Raw genomic sequence first — 18,230 nt, 5'->3', positions numbered from 1 at the left:
GAATATACAGTAATAACTGTATCATTCTATCAAATAATGAGAGGAATCCATAGCCAAAATACTTTATATCTCATTACCCACGTCACATCCTTTTATAGCAAGGACTGCGTCACGGGACCGACGATGCCGTCAACGTCTATCGCGTGGTCTTCTTGAAATCGTCTGACAGCCGCTTCCGTCACAGGACCGAACCTTCCATCCGCACCGTGCTCTCCTAAATGATATCCATAATCGAGCAGTTTGCGCTGCACTTCTTTCACGCCTGAACCTTTGTCTCCTCTTTGGTAGACCAAAGCGTTGGTTCTCGGCCATTCGAGGTGTGGATAATCCGGAAAAGAACGCCACTCCCCTCCCCAACGGAAGCCGAGCGACTTCGCGATCGCAGCTACTCTCTTCCAATGACCATTCACTGTCCACAAAGCCGTTTTTCCATCTGAGGATACTAGAAAGAAATCGACGGCCCTTCCCTCATTGTGTACACTCGCGCCAGGTCTCGCATGTGTCACGATTCTTCCTGCGCGCCCATACTTTACACCGTTCCAAGAGTAGTCCGGTCTACCTTGTCCGTACAGTTTCGCCTGTTCCTCATAGGTGCGGTATCCTGATGAGATTTGTACACAGATCCCTTCTGCATAAGAAAGTTCAATCAACTCGACCGCCTTTCGTCTGACAGGCTCCCTCACATTCCCCATCTTCTTCACACTTCTCTGGATTAACGTTTCCTTGGATATCATCCTATCGCCTCCCTACTTCTATAATCGATAGATGTGTAGAAAAGGTAGCGGAAAAAAGATGCGCATGATTCTCCCCGTCCATCGATACAATGATACAAAAGGCTTGGATTATTTTAGAGTAGTTGATTTCGATACTTTTGTGAGGAGAAAGGGGCGCTGGGGAACGAGTCGCTTTCCGTGGGGCGGGCGCTGAGCCTCCTCAGGCTTCGCCTTGCGGGGTCTCAGCTGTCCCGCTAGATCCCACAGGAGCCTCCCCCTTCCCCAGCTTCCCTTTGCATAAACTGCTCTCGAAATCACACTCAAATAGTAGTCATCAAGCCGTTGCCTTGCATAAATGCCGATACTCTACGTTTCGGGGGAATATAAAGTTCGTCATCTTATCATAAAAGTGGTCCACAAACAGATATTCGGATGGGGGTGGTGGGAAATGACGAGACTCCCGTGGGAGAAGGACTCAGGCAAGACCCCACAGGGAGTGACAACGACCGAGGAGGCTTGCCGGTTCCCCCACAGGAAAGCGAGTTATTTCCCACCACACCCTCCCCAAATTGGATAGTGGACCTTAAGAGACTTATAGAAAGGAAGATTGCGAATGATTTGTGTTCATTGCCAGTACGAACAAGAGAATGGAAACTATTGCACAGTTTGCGGCACACCCTTTTATGACGCCCTGACCACGTATGAAGAAGAGCCGGTGACGTATCAGATTATCGAGAAAGAGCCGACTGTCCACACAACAACCGGCTCACGGGCGGAGCGACATCAGAAGGACAAGACTCCTTTTTCCCAGTACGTAAAAGATTTGTTGAAGCGTCCTGGAAAAGGATTTGGAGCGGATGAGGAATTCTTCACGTACGGGCTGATCACCATTATCTTTTATATGTTCGCGTTCGCATTGAGTTTCTACTTCCTAGCCAACAAATTGTACACAATCATGATGGGCGGGCTATCGACTTTATTTACGGAAACCGGCTATCAACAATCGCTCCCTTTTCTTAACCTCACTTCAACCATCTTCTTCTTCATTTCACTATTCGTCCTAGCAACGTTACTCAGTTTATATACAGCATCCAAATTGATGGGCGAAGGATTGCCCGTCCGCTTGCTCGTCGCACAGTTTGGAAGTGTGATCTTACCCTTTACGGTCGTCAATGTCATTGCTCTTGGATTCGGTTTAGCGGGCGCGGCGGGACTTACGCTATTCACAACGGGTTTGTCGTTATTTTTCATTACGGCGATTATGCCTGCCCTCTTCATTTATCATCGTGGTATGAGAAGCTCCAAGACGCTGAATATCGTGTACTGGAGCATCGGTACAACGGCTGTATCGATGTTGATCTCCTATTTCATCGTCCGACTTTTCATCGTTGATTTTGTAAAACAGATCCAAGATGTGGCGACCTTCCTATAAATCAGATTAATGGATTTCACCTTTATCCAGGCGTACAATAGACGTGTAATCTAAAGAAGAGGTGAATCATATGAAAATTGAGGTTTGGTCAGATTTCGTCTGTCCTTTTTGCTATATTGGGAAGGCTCGTTTAGAGGATGCCCTGAAAGATTTCGAAGAAAAAGATAGCGTCGAAATGGTGTACAAAAGTTTCGAGCTTGACCCGAATGCTGAACGGAACACGGGGCAGAATATTCATGAAAAACTTGCAGCTAAATATGGCCGTTCATTAGAAGAGGCGCGTGGGATGACGGCTAATATGACAGAGCAAGCTACAATGGAAGGGCTTGATTTCCAATTCGACCGCATGGTCCCGACGAACACGTTCGACTCCCACCGCATAGCAAAATTTGCTGAATCGAAAGGCCTCGGCCTTCCTGTGGCCGAACGCTTCTTTAAAGGAGTGTTCACAGAAGGGCAGGACCTTGGCGACCACGAAGTGATTACGAAGCTAGCTGTAGAAGCAGGACTGGAAGAAAATGATGTCACGGAGGTTCTTGCGGCAGGAAGCTACGGGGATTAAGTACGTGCAGAAGAAAGTGAAGCACATCAAATCGGTGTACAAGGCGTTCCGTTCTTTGTCATCAATCGCAAATACGCGATTTCAGGTGCACAACCGAAAGAAATGTTCATCCAAGGGTTGAAAAAAGCGTTTGATGAAGAAAAAGCAACGCCACAATTTGAGACATTCTCTCAAAATGATGATTCCGCTTGTACAGAAGATGGATGCGAAGTACCGACCGACAAATAAAAGAAACACAAGAAAAGCCCCAGCATTTGTCTGGGGCTTTTCTTGTGTTAGATTTACAACTGTTCCAAAATCATTCCTTCGAGCATAGATACACTGCTTGCCTTAAAGCGGATGCCTTGATGGTCGATGACGATGACATGTCCCGCTTCGACTTGCAACACGTCACGGAACCCTTCTTTCTCATCAATGTCTTGATGGATCACCTTCGCCGCCACACCCTTTCTGGCCAGCAATATTTGCAACGCCTTCAGGGATGAATCGGGGTTCTCTACCTGCTTTCCTTCATAAAACGAGACAATGGTCCATTCTTGGATTGTGCTCGGTTTCCATGGTTCGATCAACTGCTGATTCGATACTTCTGCTCCACATCCGACGAGTAATAGGACAGAAAATAGGACGGCTACACTTTTTTTCATGCGCTCACCTTCTCGTTTTTACTCTATCCTACGCTTGTCTAGTTGCGGATATGAGACCATGAGCAAAACCTATTTACTGTTGCGTTAACAATGCAGCCCCAATGACACCCGCTTCACCGCTCAGCGCGGCAGGTTCTAAATGGATGTGTTCGACAAGACCTGGATAGACATAATCCTCTAAACGATCTCGCAATGGTACCCAAATCAGCTCCCCTGCGTTCATTACGCCGCCACCAATGACAAACACTTCAGGATTGATGATGTGGGTAATGTTCGCAATGCCCATCGCCAAATAATCGATTGCTTCGTCAACGATGCGCTGCGCCTTCTCGTTGCCTTGACTGACGAGTTCGAAGACGTCTTCCGCTGCTCCGTATTTTCCGAATTGATCCGAGAACCGCTCTGCCATAGCCGTTCCGCTCGAGTAGCTTTCTAGTGCCCCTTTGTTCAAATTGCTATATTGGTAACCATGCGGATTCAGTATCATGTTGCCGATCTCTCCTGCATAGCCTTGTGCCCCGTTGAAGACGCGACCATTGATGACAAGTCCTCCACCGACCCCTGTACTGACGGTAATATAAAACACGCTTTCGTAGCCTTTCCCTCCACCGAAACGCGCTTCCGCTAAAGCGGCTGCGTTGGCGTCATTGTTCAGTTTTATAGTGGTTTGAAAATGGTTCTTCAAATGGTCGACAATCGGCACCTCGTCCCAACCTGGTAAATTGGGTGGAGCCAGAATCACTCCCCTGTGAGGATCAAGTGGTCCTGGAGCCCCGATTCCGATTCCTTCAATCGATTGGTCACCGGCGACGGACTCGATCATCCGAATGATTTTTTCAATCGTGTACTTCGGCCCTTGCTCTGCTTCCGTCGGTTCCTGCATCATTTCATCTACTTCTCCGTTTTCCAACACGGAAGCGACTCTTACATTCGTTCCACCTAAATCAATTCCTATATGTAATCCCATTGGTACTGCCTCCCGACTATTTAATCATTCGCTTTCCTTCTTTTGATCATCTCTACAACTCCTCGTATAAGGAAATAGACCAAGCAGAAAGCTAAAAACCCTAACAGCCCTGCCATCGCATCACTGAATTGCATATTTCCACTTCCACTGATTTTTTGTTGAATTTCCAGTGCAAAGACGAAAATGATGACAATAGCTAAGCTGAATAAGAACGAAATCGCTGTTATACTCACTTTTGCCAAAGCATGAAAAAGCACATCGACAAATAGCAGGCCCACTAAACCGAGGATGCCAATGATCCAGAAGTGTAGTTCTGTGTCTGATAATCCTAATCCGAGCTCGCGAGATATATCTAATAGAAGGTCGTGCCAAAAATCGATGAACTCTGAGATCAACCAAATGCTTTCCTTCATCCTATACCCCTTTTATTATAGCTGTTTCCCTCTTACCTCTATTCCCCAAACGGCCCTTTATTTCCTTCTTGATATTGTAAAGAGGAGCGCTTAGCTATAAAATCCATATAAGTACATGTCACGCGATTAAGGAGTTTTTCCATGAGAAGAAGATCGGATTGGAATCGGTGGTTTAATTAGTTGCCCCCTTTTCAAATCATCGTGCTGTTCTATGCATCAGCAGCTGTTATATCGACAACATTATTGAATCTTCCTTTCCTGCACCGCGAAGGGATGAGTTTGTCGTTTATAGATAGCCTGTTTACAGCCGTCAGTGCCATCAGCGTTACGGGGCTGACCGTCGTTTCAACAGCGGATACGTTCAATGAAGTGGGGTATTTTTTCTTGATGTTCATACTACAGTTCGGTGGAATCGGGGTCATGACCTTAGGTACATTCATTTGGCTTCTTCTAGGCCAAAAAATCGGATTGAAGCGTAGACAGCTGATTAAAACTGACCAGAACCGTAGCACATTCTCAGGAATGGTGACGTTGATCCGCCAAATCCTTCTCCTCATTCTCGTGATTGAAATCATCGGGGCCATCATTTTAGGCATTTATTTTACGCAATATTTCCCTACTCTCAAAGAGGCCTTGATTCAAGGAGCATTCGCCTCGGTCAGCGCTACGACGAATGCCGGCTTTGATATAACCGGAACATCGCTCGTCATGTTCGAGGACGACTACTTTGTGCAGCTGGTCAACATTTTGTTACTGACGCTCGGTGCAATCGGCTTTCCAGTTTTGATTGAGGTAAAGGATTATATTACGAAAAAGCAACAGGACTTATTCAAGTTTTCTTTGTTCACCAAGTTGACCTCTGTCACATTCGCTGGCCTCGTCGTCGTGGGTACGATTTTCATCTATTTGTTCGACCGTAACCATTTCTTTGCAGGAAAAGCGTGGCATGAATCTTTCTTCTACGCATTTTTCCAATCGGTTACAATGCGTAATGGAGGTCTTGCAACGATGGATGTCAGTGAGTTCACCGTACCGACGCTGCTGACGATTTGTGTACTGATGTTTATCGGAGCTTCACCGAGTAGTGTCGGGGGAGGCATCCGGACCACGACGTTCGCGATTACAACGCTCACGATTTTCGCCTATGCAAGAGGCCAAAGGAGAGTGCGTGTCTTCCGAAGAGAGATACCTGAGGATGATATCTTCCGTTCGTTCATCGTCATCAGTACGGCGATCATGGTGACAGGATCAGCAATCATCTTACTGACGCTAGTTGAACCCCAGTTCGATACGATTGCGATCATCTTCGAGGCATGTTCCGCTTTCGGTACGACTGGATTATCGATGGGGATTACTTCGGATTTACACACGTCTGGAAAACTGATCATCATCGCGCTCATGTTTATTGGGCGGATTGGGATTTTCTCGTATTTGTTCATTCTGAGAGGACGCGCAGTCAAGGAAACGTACCGCTATCCAAAAGAGCCGATGATTATTGGCTAAAAGAAAACCTTTCAAGCCGCGCGGCTTGAAAGGTTTTTTTGGTTCTTATTTGAAAATCATGACTTTACCAACTGTACCGTCGTCACTTTGACCAGTCACACGGAACTTGAGGCCGTATTCTGGAACATTACGTCCAGCATCAACCAATCCAGGGTTGGAGTAATCGGCACTATCATCAAATAGTGGATTGCGTTTTGTAAAGTTATCTTTCAGTGTAACGCCTAAAAGGTTACTGTAATCCAAGTACATTTTTTCAGATTTATCTAAGCTAAATGCAGCATCATGTACTTGGAAGCGTGTAGCGGCTACGGATCCATCACTCCACTTGTTTATGTGCTGATCCGCATCGACCACGCCTACGAAACCATCACCAGGGTGGATTCCTGTCCAGTTTTCAGAGTACTGCTTGTCAACGTACCATACAACTAGTCCATCATCGAATGTCATCAAGCTGTCGCCACGACGGATGTTGGCAAGACCCTCATCTACACCGTTGTGGCTACGCCATTCAAGAAGGTAGTAATGGTCAGAACGTTTGATACCGTCATCCTTTGTGAAACCATCTAGACCGAACTTCGGCTCTCCCTCAGCATCGTCGAAAAGGACTTCTTCTCCATCTACAACGATGGAAAGGTCATCCGCATAAAAACCAGGGTTAGAAACATAAGCGTCTGTCACATATTCAATAGCTACTTCCACTTCTTGTCCTGCATAATCAGAAAGATCGAAAGAGGCATCAATCCACCCATCTGAGCTTCCCGTAATGCCATTTCCAAGATTCGAATCGTTTGGATTTTCATTCGTTGTAATTTCGCCAGCAATCTGCTCACCATCTACGGTTACATAAGCGTAATCCCAGTTTGTTTCAATATCGTACCACGCTTTGAAATCAAAGCTTGCATCCGTAGCATTCGTTAAATCAACCGTTGTAGAAAGAGTATTGTTCAAAGCATCCGCACTTCCAGAGAAGTACGCATACTCTCCGCTTGCCGGAGTCACAATAACCGTTTCTTTTTCAGGAAGTGTCACTTTCACAACATCATTGTTTGTTCCTTTTGTATTGGCTTCATCTAGAGTGAACTCTTGACCATTCTCATTCACATCTTTAAGGTCGATTTCCGTGCCTGTTAACCAGTTTCCTTCCGTTCCTTTATTATCTACGACGGCTGAAGCTTGTAGCATCTCTTTCATATACGGACTGAAACCAGTCGGCATCGTTCCAGGAATATCCCCTGCCCAGCTTCCGCTTGACATGATCGACCAGTAACTAACCGGTTCTCCAGCACCTGTGTACTGTGTATCATATTCATCTGGAAGACCTAGGTCGTGACCGAATTCGTGCGCCATGACGCCAACCGCTCCGTCTTCGGGCTCGATCGTGTAGTCGTAAGCGGCCATCGCTCCACCCCAGTAAGGTACCGTAGCTTCGGTTCCTGCTAGAGGCGTGACGCCACCTAAGTTCCAGCGGTGAGACCAAATCGCGTCAGATCCAAGAGATCCACCACCTGCTTCTTCACCGACACCGGAGTGAATGACCATCAAGTGGTCGACAAGGCCGTCTGCTTCTAAATAATTTCCGTCGCCATCTAGATCGTAACGATCCCATTGGTCATAGTCAGCAATGTTAACATTTGGATCAGCAGCTGCTTTCGCTAGCGCTTCCTTGACTAGCCCACGTGCGTTTACATCGCTTCCATCAGGTTGAGGGTCGTTAGCTCCATAAGCAGCGGCAGGTTTGCTCGCTGTGTACCATCCAGCCACATCCCCTTCTACAGAGTAACTACCGCCTGATTGTTGCTCATAGTACTGCTTCATAGATACATAGTTTTCTCCGTCAGGACCTGTCCAGCCGCCCGTTCCGAACAACATATCTTGGTAATGCGCAGGAGAATAAGCATCTTCCCCTTCGTAATACATATCTGTTTCGTCTGAACTCATAGAGTTATGAGGTTTGTCCGGATAATCGACCAAAAGAACCAATACTTTATCCGTTCTCATCTCCCCATCGTAAGCTTCTTCTTCCACTGAATCAGGTGAGTCCTTCTTCGCTTGACCTAATTTGTTTCCTTTTCCGTTCGTTATGCTATTGTTTTCCATTGCTTTTTCCAGCTTTTCTTTTGACGCTTTTTGCTCGTCTTCTAACTCACCGCCGGCTTTCTTCATAGCGGACTCTTGTTTCGACTTCATAAATTCTTCTAAAACTTCCTGTGCTTCAGCAGCCGAAGCGTCACTCGCGATCTTTCCACTCTTCTTCAACATTTCTATGAGTCGATCATCGTTTGCTATCGCTGCATCGAAAGGCATGCTCATATGCGATTTATGTACACCATGATCGTGAGAGACATTGGGTGACTTGACAGTACTTGCACTTGCGCTCATCGGTCCGACTGCAAGAGCCAGAGCTAAAGCGGATGTTACAATTTTGCTTGTCTTCTTCAATAGAAAAAGCCCCTTCCTTTGGATCTTTTTTTATCCTACATTTACTAATCTATCAAATTCCTGCAATATAGCAACGCAAATAATTTAATTTTCAGAAAAATAAGAGAAAAAGCCTAACCTCCTATATTCATAATTTTCTTCGACAAGAATAGAGATGAATAATACAGTTTTGTGTAAACTAATGTAAATTTTAAGAGGACATAATCCCTAATACGATCTACAACCATAGCGAATAGTCCTGGATTTTCACATATTTTGTTGATTATATTGAACTACCCTTGAAAGGTAGTTATCCTCTTTTTGTAAAAATACGATGATGTGAATACCGGTAATAATAGACGACGTTCGCACTCAGGGTCTCTACCTTTTCGTGAGCTGACTTGTTGTAAAACGGTCGTGATCCTCTCCCTCACGACTATTTTGAAACACCCTCACCACCGAAACAGCTTTGAGAGCCTCTATCACAACCTTTTCTATCGTGATCTTTCGGTGAAATGGTTGTGATAGAGGCTCTCATGACGATTTTATAGCTCATCCTATTCCAAAAAGGTCGAGATAGAAAAACTCCCTTTTTCGTGCAAAGGGAGTTTTTAAGGGTGCTGCCTGATCTTTGAAATGGGGGGGTAGATGATAGAAATCTCTAGAGGTTCAGCCCTCCTGCTGTGAGGTGGCGTGGAAACGGCGACACTCCTGCAGGATCTGAGGGCTGGGTGAGATCCCGCAGATTGCGAAGCAATCGAGGAAGCTCACCGCCTCCTGCGGAAAGGGAGTCGTTTCCACGCCACCGGTCCCTTCTCATCTTGGAAGAACCGAAAGTAGCTTTCACGTAGACTATGAAAAAACTCCCCCTTCATATGAAGAGGGAGTATTGCCTTAGGCCCACCACATCTCTGTAGCCGGCTCTTCTATGATGACCGATTTCAAATTCTTCACGGCCTGGTTGAATCCTTCATTGATCGACATGATCGGGTCTTCGTGCTCGATGCTGACCACATAATCGTAGCCATAGGTGCGAAGCGCACTGATGATATTCGACCACTCCTGCGTACCATGACCATACCCAACCGAACGGAATGTCCAAGCGCGAGTTTTCACATTGCCGTATGGTTGCATGTCTGTAAGACCGTACATATTGACGTTTTCTTGATCGATGTACGTATCTTTCGCATGGAAGTGATGGATCGCATCTGCGTTTCCGAGAATCTTGATCGCTGCAACTGGATCGATGCCTTGCCACCATAAGTGACTCGGATCCAAATTGGCCCCGATGGCATCGTTGGTCGCTTCACGTAACTTGAGCATCGTATAAGGCGTATGCACAAGGAAGCCTGCATGCAGCTCGAGGCCGACTTTTACGTTATGCTCTTTGGCAAATTCGCCCTGCTCTTTCCAATATGGAATCAACTTCTCATTCCACTGCCATTCCAAAGCATCGGAATACTCAGGTGGCCACGGTGTTACAGGCCAGTTTGGCGCCGTATCATTCTCATGTCCTCCCGGCGTACCAGAGAATGTGTTAACAACAGGCACATCCATGAGACTCGCAAGCTTCACAGATTTTACAAAAGCGTCGTGAGACTCTTGTGCGAACGCTTTGTCAGGGGAAATCGGGTTTCCGTGACAGCTGAACGCACTGATTGTCAGGCCACGTGAATGAACTTTATCCAGATATTCTTGGCGTTTCTCTTCACTTTCCAGAAGCTCATCCACTTTACAGTGAGCATCTCCAGGATAACCTCCTGTGCCGATTTCGACAGCCTGGAGGCCTGCTTCTTTGGCACGGTCTAACATTTCTTCAAACGATTTATCTGAAAATAAAACGGCGAATACACCTAATTTCATTGAGGATTCCTCCATTCAGTTATTTTAGTCGGACACTTGTTCCGGTTTCACTACTTTCATAGATCGCTTCGATCAGCTGACTGACTTTCAGGGCTTGCTCGGGTTTGACGACAAGTTCGTCTGTGCCGAGGCAGCTGTTCACAAAGTTTTCAGCCTGGACGAGCCCTGCCGCTTCTTCGCCACCTTCTACCTGAGAGGTCGTCTCCATCATCGATCCGAACTTCGGTTGATACACTTCAAATGGATAGACGCTTAGTCCACCATCTGCTCCGGATATGGTCAACGTGGTGTGATCTTCCTTAATGTTTGCAGCCCAGGAACATTCGAATTGCATCGATGAACCATCTTCAAACGTTATGTAGCTTGTGACATGGTCATCGACATTGAAAGTCTCATGGTCAAATGTGCCCCAGTCATTCACCTGATTCGGTACTTTACTCAGACGATCATACGTTTTCCCCATCACTTCGACAGGTTTCGGGTCGTCTAATAGCCATAAAGCTAAATCGAGCAGGTGGCAGCCAAAATCGATCAGGCTTCCTCCGCCTTGCAATTCTTTGTTCGTAAAGACGCCCCATCCAGGTACTTTACGTTGGCGCATCGCTTGGACGCGGGTTACGAGCGGGTCGCCGACTTCCTGCATCGCTCCTTTGGCAAGACGTCCTTCTGCAGTATGACGGTAATGGTAGGCAATCGATAATAGACGGTCATTCTTCTCGGCTGCCGCAACCATCGCTTCACACTCGGCGGTCGTCATCGCCATCGGTTTCTCACACAGGACGTGGACGCCAGCTTCTAAGGCAGCGACACTGATATCCGCGTGGAACTTATTCGGCGTGCAGATCGTGACAGCATCGACTTTTTCAAAAAGGTCTTGAATGTTATCGAAGGCGTAAGGGACGTCGAATTTAGTCGCGACTTCTTGGGCGCGCGTGCCGTTGACGTCCTGGACGGCGGTGACTTCTACGTTTGTCATTTGTTTAAAGGCGGGGAGGTGCCGTGCTTGGGCGATGCCTCCCACACCGATGATGCCCATTTTCAGAACACTCATTTGGATACCTTCTCAAGACGGCTGATTTGGCCGGTTTCGCCTGAACGGAGCGCTCCTAAAATGACATCAAGGGACTTCATGCCTTCTTCTCCGGTGATCAATGGTTCGGTACCATTCAGGACGCTGTCGACAAAGTGGTCGATGACGTGGGAGTTGTTTTGTCCGCCTTCGTCATTGGACTGGATTTTTCCGAGCTGATAGTTGACGACATCACCGTTCGTGTACTGGGCAACGAGGGAGTATTCTGGGTCATCTTCTAAACGAAGCGTTCCTTTTTCTCCGTAAATGACGGTTGAATTGTCTTCGTTCGGGTTGTACGCCCAGCTTGCTGCCATAGTACCGACGATCCCGCTTTCTGAACGCAAAATACAAACCGCATTATCATCGACTGTGATGCCTGATTTGGCGTTGTTTTGGACGAATCCAGCAACATCTACGAATTCCTGTCCTAAGATGTAGCGAAGCAGGTCGGCTTTATGTACGCCGAGGTCGCCCATGGCACCGATGTAGGCTTCGTCTTTTTTGAAGAACCAGCTCTCCTCACCATCTACGCTCCACCCTTCTGGGCCCCCGTGGCCGAAAGCGGTGCGGAAGCTATAGACTTTACCGATCGCGCCTTCTGAGATTAATTCCTTGGCTTTTTGGTGAGATGGGACAAATCGCTGATTGTGCGCAATCATTAAGGTTTTGCCACTTGCTTCAGCCGCTTCAATCATACGCTCTGCTTCTTCGCGGGATGTCGCCATCGGTTTTTCACACAAAACGTGGTTGCCTGCGTTCAGTGCCGCGATAGATACGGGTGCGTGCAGGTAGTTGGGAAGGCATACACTGACGAGATCCACATTTTCTTTTGCGAGCAACTCTTCATAGCTCGTATAGGCTTTTGCGTTATATTTCTGAGCGACTTTCTCGACACGCTCTTCTACGAGATCACAGACAGCAGTGATGCTGACGTGTTCATTGGCCTGATACTCTAGCAAGTGACGGTGTTGAGCAATACTTCCACAACCAATGACAGCAACATTCAATTTAGACATAATCGACCACTCCTTTTATTTGGTTTTGATTTCTTCCAGTGGATTAGCGTTTCCATAAACAGGTGTAGGCGTTTCGTTATTGTTTACCCACTGGACGCCATTTCTGATAACTTTTTGGACGTCTTTATGATAATATGTCGGATACGTTTCGTGACCGGGACGGAAGTAGAAAATCTTTCCGCGTCCGCGACGGAAGGTAGCTCCGCTTCGGAACACTTCTCCGCCTTCGAACCAGCTCACAAAAATCAACTCTTCCGGCGTGGGAATGTCGAAGTGCTCGCCGTACATTTCTTCTTTTTCAATATCGATGTATTCTCCGAGTCCTTCTGTGATCGGGTGGCTCGGATCGACGACCCAGATGCGTTCTTTATCATCCGCCTCACGCCACTTCAAGTCGCAGGATGTGCCCATCAATTTCTTGAATGGTTTTGAAAAGTGAGCGGAGTGCAGCACAACAAGTCCCATACCATCCAGGACGCGTTGCTTCACTTTTTCCGCAACTTCTTCACTTACTTCTTCGTGCGCTTTATGTCCCCACCATACGAGTACGTCCGTCTCTGCCAATACTTCGTCAGTCAGACCATGTTCCTCTTCATCCAATGTCGCGGTTTTCACCGTGGCGTGATCTTCCTCAAGAAACTCAGCGATCGCGCTGTGGATGCCTTCAGGGTAAATATCACGGACGACTTCATTCTCTTGTTCATGTCGGAATTCATTCCATACAAGTACGTTCATCTGTAAATCTCCTCTCCGTATCTCTTCTTCATTGAAATCGATTTCAATAACAATTAAAAAAAGAGAAGGTTGCGTTATCCTTATTTTTGAATGCGTTTACAATAGATGCTAAAAAAATCTGCACCGAGGACGGTGCATGAATTATGTAAATCGTAACATTCATTCTTTTTTTATACAATATAAAACTATCAATTCATCATGGTTTCTTCATAACATGCATAACAGAGTTCTGCAATCGTCGTCCCGATTTCTTCTATGATCATCAATTCTTCTCGTGAGACTCCCTTACGGCAATGCCAGCAGAACGCATCTGTACAGTTGATTCGTTGCAACATTTCGTTCACGTTCCCCGCCTCCTTTCCCCCTCTATTATAAGAATCTCTTCAATAATTAGCGAATACCGAAAACGATATAATTCGCGCTAAATCTCTACTATTCTTGGTTTTTCTACTACGTAAATCATAAATTTCATAGGCGTATGAATTCGAAAAGAGTAAAAATTGTTATATAATGGGGCAAATACAAATAAAGGAGAGGATCATGATGACAACGATTCCTGTTGCTGCACAACTCTATACGCTTCGGAATGAAACAGCTGAAGACTTTAAAGGTACCCTTGAGAAGGTAGCCGAATTGGGATTTGACGGTGTTGAATTTGCCGGATTCGGAGGGCACTCCGCTTCTGAGGTAAAAACGATGCTGGACGAACTCGGTCTTAAATCGGCATCCAGCCATATTCCTTTAGACGATCTACGTAATCGCTTGGACGATGTAATCGAAGAACAGAAAGTGATTGGCAGCAACTATATTGTATGCCCTTACATAACAGAGCGTACGGAAGAAGATTACAACGTGTTGATTCAAGACTTAGATAAGATTGGGGAGCGTTGCAAAGAAGCAGGATTGACGCTTTGCTATCATAATCACGACTTTGAATTAGAAACCCTATCTGACGGACGCACGGCTTTAAAGTCGATCTTTGAAGATACGTCATCCGCTCACCTTCAAACAGAATTTGATATTTATTGGTTGCAGAAAGCGGGAGAGAATCCTGTGGAATGGCTACAAACCTATAGCAACCGTTCCCCTCTTGTTCATTTGAAAGATATGACCGTTGATGACGATCAGTTCTTTGCTGAATTAGGAACGGGTGGCGTTGATATTGGAGCGGTTTGGGAGAAAGGAAAAGAAATTGGTGTGGACTGGTTCATTGTTGAACAGGATGAAAGTCGACGGACGCCACTAGAAAGTTTGGAAATAAGTATGGAGTTTATCAAACAAAACTTAAAATGATAGCAACCAAAAATCCGCTGACCCAAGGGCCAGCGGATTCTTTATTATACTCTACTTAGTCTTCACTGATGAAATCTACGAATTCTAGAGACTCATCTAATACTTTAACCATAGCGGCACGGTCAAGCTTGCCATATGGATCGAAGTTTCCGTTTCCACGACCATTAATGACACCAGCTTGTACCATACGCTCGACAGCGTCACGTGCGTATGTCGGGATACTTCCTTCATCTTCGAAGTCCATGATACTTAAATCTGTGTTAAGTTCCGCACTATCATACCCTACATATTCGAATAGACGGTCAAGCATCAAGACACCTTCAATACGTGTCAATTCAGCATCTGGATCGAATGTGTTATCTTCACGACCTTGGACGATTCCTGCTTCATAAACGGCTGCGATTGGATCCGCATACCATTTTGATTCACGAATATCTGTGAACGGAAGCTCTGCGTTTTCATCCGCTAGTAGTGCTAAACTACGGGAGACAAGAGCAGAAAATTCAGAACGACGGATAGAAGATTGTGGTTCGAATGAGCCATCTTCTTTACCTTGAACGATATATTTTGCTGCTAGTTTCTCAACTTGCTCTTTGTTCCAAAGATCAGCAATGTCCGTGAAGGATACATCGTCATTTTCTACGATGGTGTATTTACTGTTCGTTTGGCTCTTCATTGTTGCAGAGCTACCATTGAACAAAGTAGGAATCGGCATGAACGTACCGTCTGGCTTTAACAGGACAGCTGTTGAGAAAGTTGCATTGAAATCATTTTGACCTTGAATGGAACGACTGACGTATGATTTGAACTTCGTTACGTCTTTCACTTGGCCATTACTAGACTTCGCACGCACTGTGAACTCGATTACTGGAGCCGTTGTACGTAAGTTGTTGTTTTGAATAGCCGTTGTAGACTCTGCATCGTCTTCAGAGACTACGTTCACCTGAATTTCAACTTCAACATCGTCTTCAGAATCTGCCCCTAGGTCTTGAGCAAACTGAGCCAAGTCAATTTCTTGAACAGGCAGCTCATAAGCAGCATCCTCTGTACCTACTTCAAGAATCGCATTCGGGTTCTTCTCAGCAATGGCTTTCACAGCTTTAGATGGAACGTTGATAACCGGAATACGGTTGGCATCGTTACCATTCGTGACTTTGATCGTTATTTTACGAACTTGTTCAGGATCAAGATCTTGAATAGACTTTTGGATACGATCCCCATCGACGTTTACATTTACACGCGTTTTACCGTCTGCTGTTTCTTCTTCTACAACGTCAACGGCTTCTTCATCAACAAGAACTTGATCGTCTTCTGGATCAACGTCTACGACTAGATCGTCGTCTCCGTCTTCACCTGGTTCTTCTGGATCAGTTGGATCTGTCGGGTCGGTTGGATCTGTTTGTCCGTTATCTCCGTCATCCCCACCTGTATTACCGCCAGTATTTCCTCCAGAGGATCCTCCTCCATTGTCGTTATCATCATCGTCTTCATCATTACCATTGTCCACTGGTGCTGTTGCTTCAAGCAAAGCTTGGATAAGTATCTCTTGTGCTTCTTTCATTTGGTCCTGTTGATCGTCAGTAAAAGTATCATCAGAGTCATTTTCATCATAAATAAGGTCGATGTAGTACCCCATGATTCCGTCTTGTCCGAAGATTACCTGGTCATTTAACTTTTCATAAATATCTTCGTTAGTAGAAGTTAGACTATCTAACGAATAGCGATATGCATTATTTAGTAATGAACGATAATCTTCATCATCATTAGATAAAGCAGCTTCTGCTACATCATCACGATTATCTTCCATGTACTCGAATGCTCCACTTTGAACACCGACTAGAAACTTAAGAAATTCATCAAAAGTTACATCAAGTGTATCTTCTAAGTTAACCTGGTCAGGACCATCACCGTTGTATGTACTCTCGAAGTCTTCTACTGAGTTGAGCAAATCTGTATAAGAAGAGAAATTCATTATGTTAACGATATTTTCAATAAACTCTTCCTTTTGATCTTGGCTCATACCTTCAATTTGAACAAACGAAGTAAAATCTTCCCAAGATACGTTTCTACGGAACAAGTCTTTTGCGTCTTCAAGCTTGTCTACCTCTTCGGTGGTAAGCTCACTATTAATGTCGTCTAGCTTCTCCATCATATCTAAGATGTTTTCTGTGTCTTCATCCGCATGAGCCTTATCTACCGGAAAAGCCAAAACCGGAGTCGCGGCCATTGCTGTGACTAATGCACCATTAACTCCACGCTTTAATTTCTTATTCATACTTAACCATCACCTCTTCAACAAATTTTAGTTCCAAACCCTCAAGTGAGATGAGTACAAAAAACTACATTATAGGAATCACTTGGAATTTAAAAAGAATAATCTAAGGATACCCGATTCCCATCTATTATTCAATTAAATAAAGGAAATAATATGACAAACTTCGAGCATATATTACAAACTCTATTCAACATACTATAAGTTAAACAAAAGTTTAACTTATAGAGAGTATAACGTTTTTCATCAATGGATAGTAGATATGAACTAAGTTTTACTCTATAATACCTAAGTGAGCTAAATTGACACTAAGATTCATCATTATATGACCTTTTTTGACAATGAACCATACTAAAGTATGATTCATCTCTCTCTTTCTATAATTATCCATGCTATACTATCAACTAATTGAAAATTTGGAGGTGGGCAAATGAAGAAGAAATACATTGCACTTGGAATTCTTGCTGTTCTACTTATGGTAGGGGGCTACTTTACATACTTATTCACTATGAAAGACTATGACACAGCGGACGAAACTGTCGATGAAATTGCCGATACAGAGTATGACATCGACTTGCCTGATGATGCTGCTCCTACAGGTGAGGACTCTGATTCCGATAAGAAATCATCAAATAAGGCGAGCACCGCATCGAAGTCCGGCAATGACGGTGACGAATCATCTCAGAACTCGAACTCTTCTAATGATGCCACTTTCGAAACCAATACACCTGATGAGAACGAGGATTCAGATGAAGGTGGAAACGATGACTCAAGCTCAGACGAATCCAACTCATCAAGCGGCAATTCATCAAACGATAGCAATGGATTTTCGAATAATAACATGGACTCTTCAAACAGTTCTAACAGCAATAACAATAGTAATGGTAATGACAGTTCAGCAACAGGCAGTAATGACTCAACGTCCAATGACACATCATCAAACTCATTGTCTGTAGCGGAGATTAAAAGTAAATATCGCCCTAGCTTCAGCTCACTGGAATCTCAAGCACAGTCACGCTTGAGTAATCTAGTCGGCCAAGCTAAAAGCGAGTATGTAGCGAAAAAAGAATCAGGAGAAGACATTTCGTACGCTTATTTCTATCAGAAATACAAAGCGGCCGCTTCTCGTCTAGAAAGTAAAACAGACGCCGCTTTCTCAAGCGTTTACGGGGCAATGCAAAACGAGCTGGCTAAACATGGACATAGCAAGAATGCAGCCAGTGAGTTCAAATCTCAATATGAGAGTGCCAAGGAATCTAGAAAATCGAACCTCTTAAGTCAAGTGGCCGGTCAATTTTAATCAGAGCTCCAGACCCTACTCGGTCTG

The 18,230-nt window shown here is 45.1% G+C and carries 16 protein-coding genes and 1 pseudogene; 6 read left to right on the top strand and 11 right to left on the bottom strand.

The features are described 5' to 3' along the window. Positions 1-92 precede the first annotated feature (92 nt). Positions 93-734, bottom strand: a complete 642-nt coding sequence (locus tag H0266_RS11525) for a peptidoglycan-binding protein (RefSeq protein ID WP_181472525.1) — start codon at positions 732-734, stop codon at positions 93-95. A 592-nt stretch (positions 735-1,326) separates the two neighbouring features. Here H0266_RS11525 and H0266_RS11520 point away from each other — a divergent pair. The 3 genes and pseudogenes from H0266_RS11520 (at position 1,327) to H0266_RS19695 (ending at position 2,935) form a co-directional block, all read left to right on the top strand. Then, a complete protein-coding gene (locus H0266_RS11520; protein ID WP_181472524.1) occupies positions 1,327-2,145 on the top strand; it encodes a CHY zinc finger protein in 819 nt (272 codons plus the stop codon). A gap of 70 nt (positions 2,146-2,215) precedes the next feature. Then, positions 2,216-2,806, top strand: a pseudogene (locus tag H0266_RS11515) (DsbA family oxidoreductase); the annotation flags it as partial. Positions 2,807-2,809: 3 nt separating this feature from the next. Continuing rightward, positions 2,810-2,935, top strand: coding sequence for a hypothetical protein (locus H0266_RS19695; RefSeq protein ID WP_343063284.1), 126 nt, complete (start codon positions 2,810-2,812; stop codon positions 2,933-2,935). Between the two features lie 53 nt (positions 2,936-2,988). Here H0266_RS19695 and H0266_RS11510 read toward each other — a convergent pair whose 3' ends face one another. The 3 genes from H0266_RS11510 to H0266_RS11500 form a co-directional block, all read right to left on the bottom strand. Continuing rightward, positions 2,989-3,351: a hypothetical protein gene (locus tag H0266_RS11510; RefSeq protein ID WP_181472523.1), complete on the bottom strand. Its 363-nt coding sequence runs from the start codon at positions 3,349-3,351 to the stop codon at positions 2,989-2,991. 73 nt (positions 3,352-3,424) lie between these two features. Continuing rightward, positions 3,425-4,318, bottom strand: a complete 894-nt coding sequence (locus tag H0266_RS11505) for an ROK family protein (RefSeq protein ID WP_181472522.1) — start codon at positions 4,316-4,318, stop codon at positions 3,425-3,427. A 20-nt stretch (positions 4,319-4,338) separates the two neighbouring features. After that, positions 4,339-4,731 (bottom strand): hypothetical protein, encoded by a 393-nt coding sequence (locus H0266_RS11500; RefSeq protein ID WP_181472521.1) that lies wholly within the window; start codon positions 4,729-4,731, stop codon positions 4,339-4,341. A gap of 180 nt (positions 4,732-4,911) precedes the next feature. Between H0266_RS11500 and H0266_RS11495 the strand changes: the two genes are divergently transcribed. After that, positions 4,912-6,234, top strand: coding sequence for a TrkH family potassium uptake protein (locus H0266_RS11495; RefSeq protein ID WP_181472520.1), 1,323 nt, complete (start codon positions 4,912-4,914; stop codon positions 6,232-6,234). Positions 6,235-6,279: 45 nt separating this feature from the next. Here the strand turns inward: H0266_RS11495 and H0266_RS11490 are convergent, their stop codons facing one another. The 6 genes from H0266_RS11490 to H0266_RS11465 form a co-directional block, all read right to left on the bottom strand. Next, on the bottom strand, positions 6,280-8,613 hold the full coding sequence (locus tag H0266_RS11490; protein WP_181472855.1) for an immune inhibitor A domain-containing protein: 2,334 nt from the start codon (positions 8,611-8,613) through the stop codon (positions 6,280-6,282). A 933-nt stretch (positions 8,614-9,546) separates the two neighbouring features. Further along, positions 9,547-10,515 (bottom strand): sugar phosphate isomerase/epimerase family protein, encoded by a 969-nt coding sequence (locus H0266_RS11485; protein ID WP_181472519.1) that lies wholly within the window; start codon positions 10,513-10,515, stop codon positions 9,547-9,549. A 19-nt stretch (positions 10,516-10,534) separates the two neighbouring features. After that, a complete protein-coding gene (locus tag H0266_RS11480; RefSeq protein WP_181472518.1) occupies positions 10,535-11,566 on the bottom strand; it encodes a Gfo/Idh/MocA family protein in 1,032 nt (343 codons plus the stop codon). Next, positions 11,563-12,603: a Gfo/Idh/MocA family protein gene (locus H0266_RS11475; RefSeq protein WP_181472517.1), complete on the bottom strand. Its 1,041-nt coding sequence runs from the start codon at positions 12,601-12,603 to the stop codon at positions 11,563-11,565. Before H0266_RS11475 ends, H0266_RS11480 begins: the two co-directional genes overlap by 4 nt. Positions 12,604-12,618: 15 nt before the next feature. Next, positions 12,619-13,338 carry a ThuA domain-containing protein gene (locus tag H0266_RS11470; protein WP_181472516.1) on the bottom strand — a complete coding sequence of 240 codons (720 nt, stop codon included), beginning with the start codon at positions 13,336-13,338 and terminating at the stop codon, positions 12,619-12,621. Between the two features lie 188 nt (positions 13,339-13,526). Then, positions 13,527-13,682 (bottom strand): hypothetical protein, encoded by a 156-nt coding sequence (locus tag H0266_RS11465; protein ID WP_181472515.1) that lies wholly within the window; start codon positions 13,680-13,682, stop codon positions 13,527-13,529. A gap of 199 nt (positions 13,683-13,881) precedes the next feature. On the opposite strand from H0266_RS11465, the gene H0266_RS11460 reads away from it, so the two are divergent. Further along, positions 13,882-14,631: a sugar phosphate isomerase/epimerase family protein gene (locus H0266_RS11460; RefSeq protein ID WP_181472854.1), complete on the top strand. Its 750-nt coding sequence runs from the start codon at positions 13,882-13,884 to the stop codon at positions 14,629-14,631. A 55-nt stretch (positions 14,632-14,686) separates the two neighbouring features. On the opposite strand, the gene H0266_RS11455 is transcribed toward H0266_RS11460, so the two are convergent. Then, positions 14,687-16,906, bottom strand: coding sequence for an S-layer homology domain-containing protein (locus H0266_RS11455; protein WP_181472514.1), 2,220 nt, complete (start codon positions 16,904-16,906; stop codon positions 14,687-14,689). A 427-nt stretch (positions 16,907-17,333) separates the two neighbouring features. Between H0266_RS11455 and H0266_RS11450 the strand changes: the two genes are divergently transcribed. Further along, entirely contained in the window at positions 17,334-18,203 is an 870-nt protein-coding gene (locus tag H0266_RS11450) for a hypothetical protein (protein ID WP_181472513.1), read from the top strand. Positions 18,204-18,230: the final 27 nt, after the last annotated feature.

The sequence above is a fragment of the Halobacillus locisalis genome, from assembly GCF_013694105.1.
Classification (GTDB): Bacteria; Bacillota; Bacilli; order Bacillales; family Halobacillaceae; genus Halobacillus; species Halobacillus locisalis.
This window is presented reverse-complemented; position numbering and strand designations above follow the sequence as displayed.

Excerpts from the sequence above, each read along its gene's own strand:
- H0266_RS11525 (WP_181472525.1), bottom strand. The coding sequence starts at position 734 with ATGATATCCAAGGAAACGTTAATCCAGAGAAGTGTGAAGAAGATGGGG.
- H0266_RS11520 (WP_181472524.1), top strand. The coding sequence starts at position 1,327 with ATGATTTGTGTTCATTGCCAGTACGAACAAGAGAATGGAAACTATTGC.
- H0266_RS19695 (WP_343063284.1), top strand. The coding sequence starts at position 2,810 with ATGTTCATCCAAGGGTTGAAAAAAGCGTTTGATGAAGAAAAAGCAACG.
- H0266_RS11510 (WP_181472523.1), bottom strand. The coding sequence starts at position 3,351 with ATGAAAAAAAGTGTAGCCGTCCTATTTTCTGTCCTATTACTCGTCGGA.
- H0266_RS11505 (WP_181472522.1), bottom strand. The coding sequence starts at position 4,318 with ATGGGATTACATATAGGAATTGATTTAGGTGGAACGAATGTAAGAGTC.
- H0266_RS11500 (WP_181472521.1), bottom strand. The coding sequence starts at position 4,731 with ATGAAGGAAAGCATTTGGTTGATCTCAGAGTTCATCGATTTTTGGCAC.
- H0266_RS11490 (WP_181472855.1), bottom strand. The coding sequence starts at position 8,613 with ATGAGCGCAAGTGCAAGTACTGTCAAGTCACCCAATGTCTCTCACGAT.
- H0266_RS11485 (WP_181472519.1), bottom strand. The coding sequence starts at position 10,515 with ATGAAATTAGGTGTATTCGCCGTTTTATTTTCAGATAAATCGTTTGAA.
- H0266_RS11480 (WP_181472518.1), bottom strand. The coding sequence starts at position 11,566 with ATGAGTGTTCTGAAAATGGGCATCATCGGTGTGGGAGGCATCGCCCAA.
- H0266_RS11475 (WP_181472517.1), bottom strand. The coding sequence starts at position 12,603 with ATGTCTAAATTGAATGTTGCTGTCATTGGTTGTGGAAGTATTGCTCAA.
- H0266_RS11470 (WP_181472516.1), bottom strand. The coding sequence starts at position 13,338 with ATGAACGTACTTGTATGGAATGAATTCCGACATGAACAAGAGAATGAA.
- H0266_RS11460 (WP_181472854.1), top strand. The coding sequence starts at position 13,882 with ATGACAACGATTCCTGTTGCTGCACAACTCTATACGCTTCGGAATGAA.
- H0266_RS11455 (WP_181472514.1), bottom strand. The coding sequence starts at position 16,906 with ATGAATAAGAAATTAAAGCGTGGAGTTAATGGTGCATTAGTCACAGCA.
- H0266_RS11450 (WP_181472513.1), top strand. The coding sequence starts at position 17,334 with ATGAAGAAGAAATACATTGCACTTGGAATTCTTGCTGTTCTACTTATG.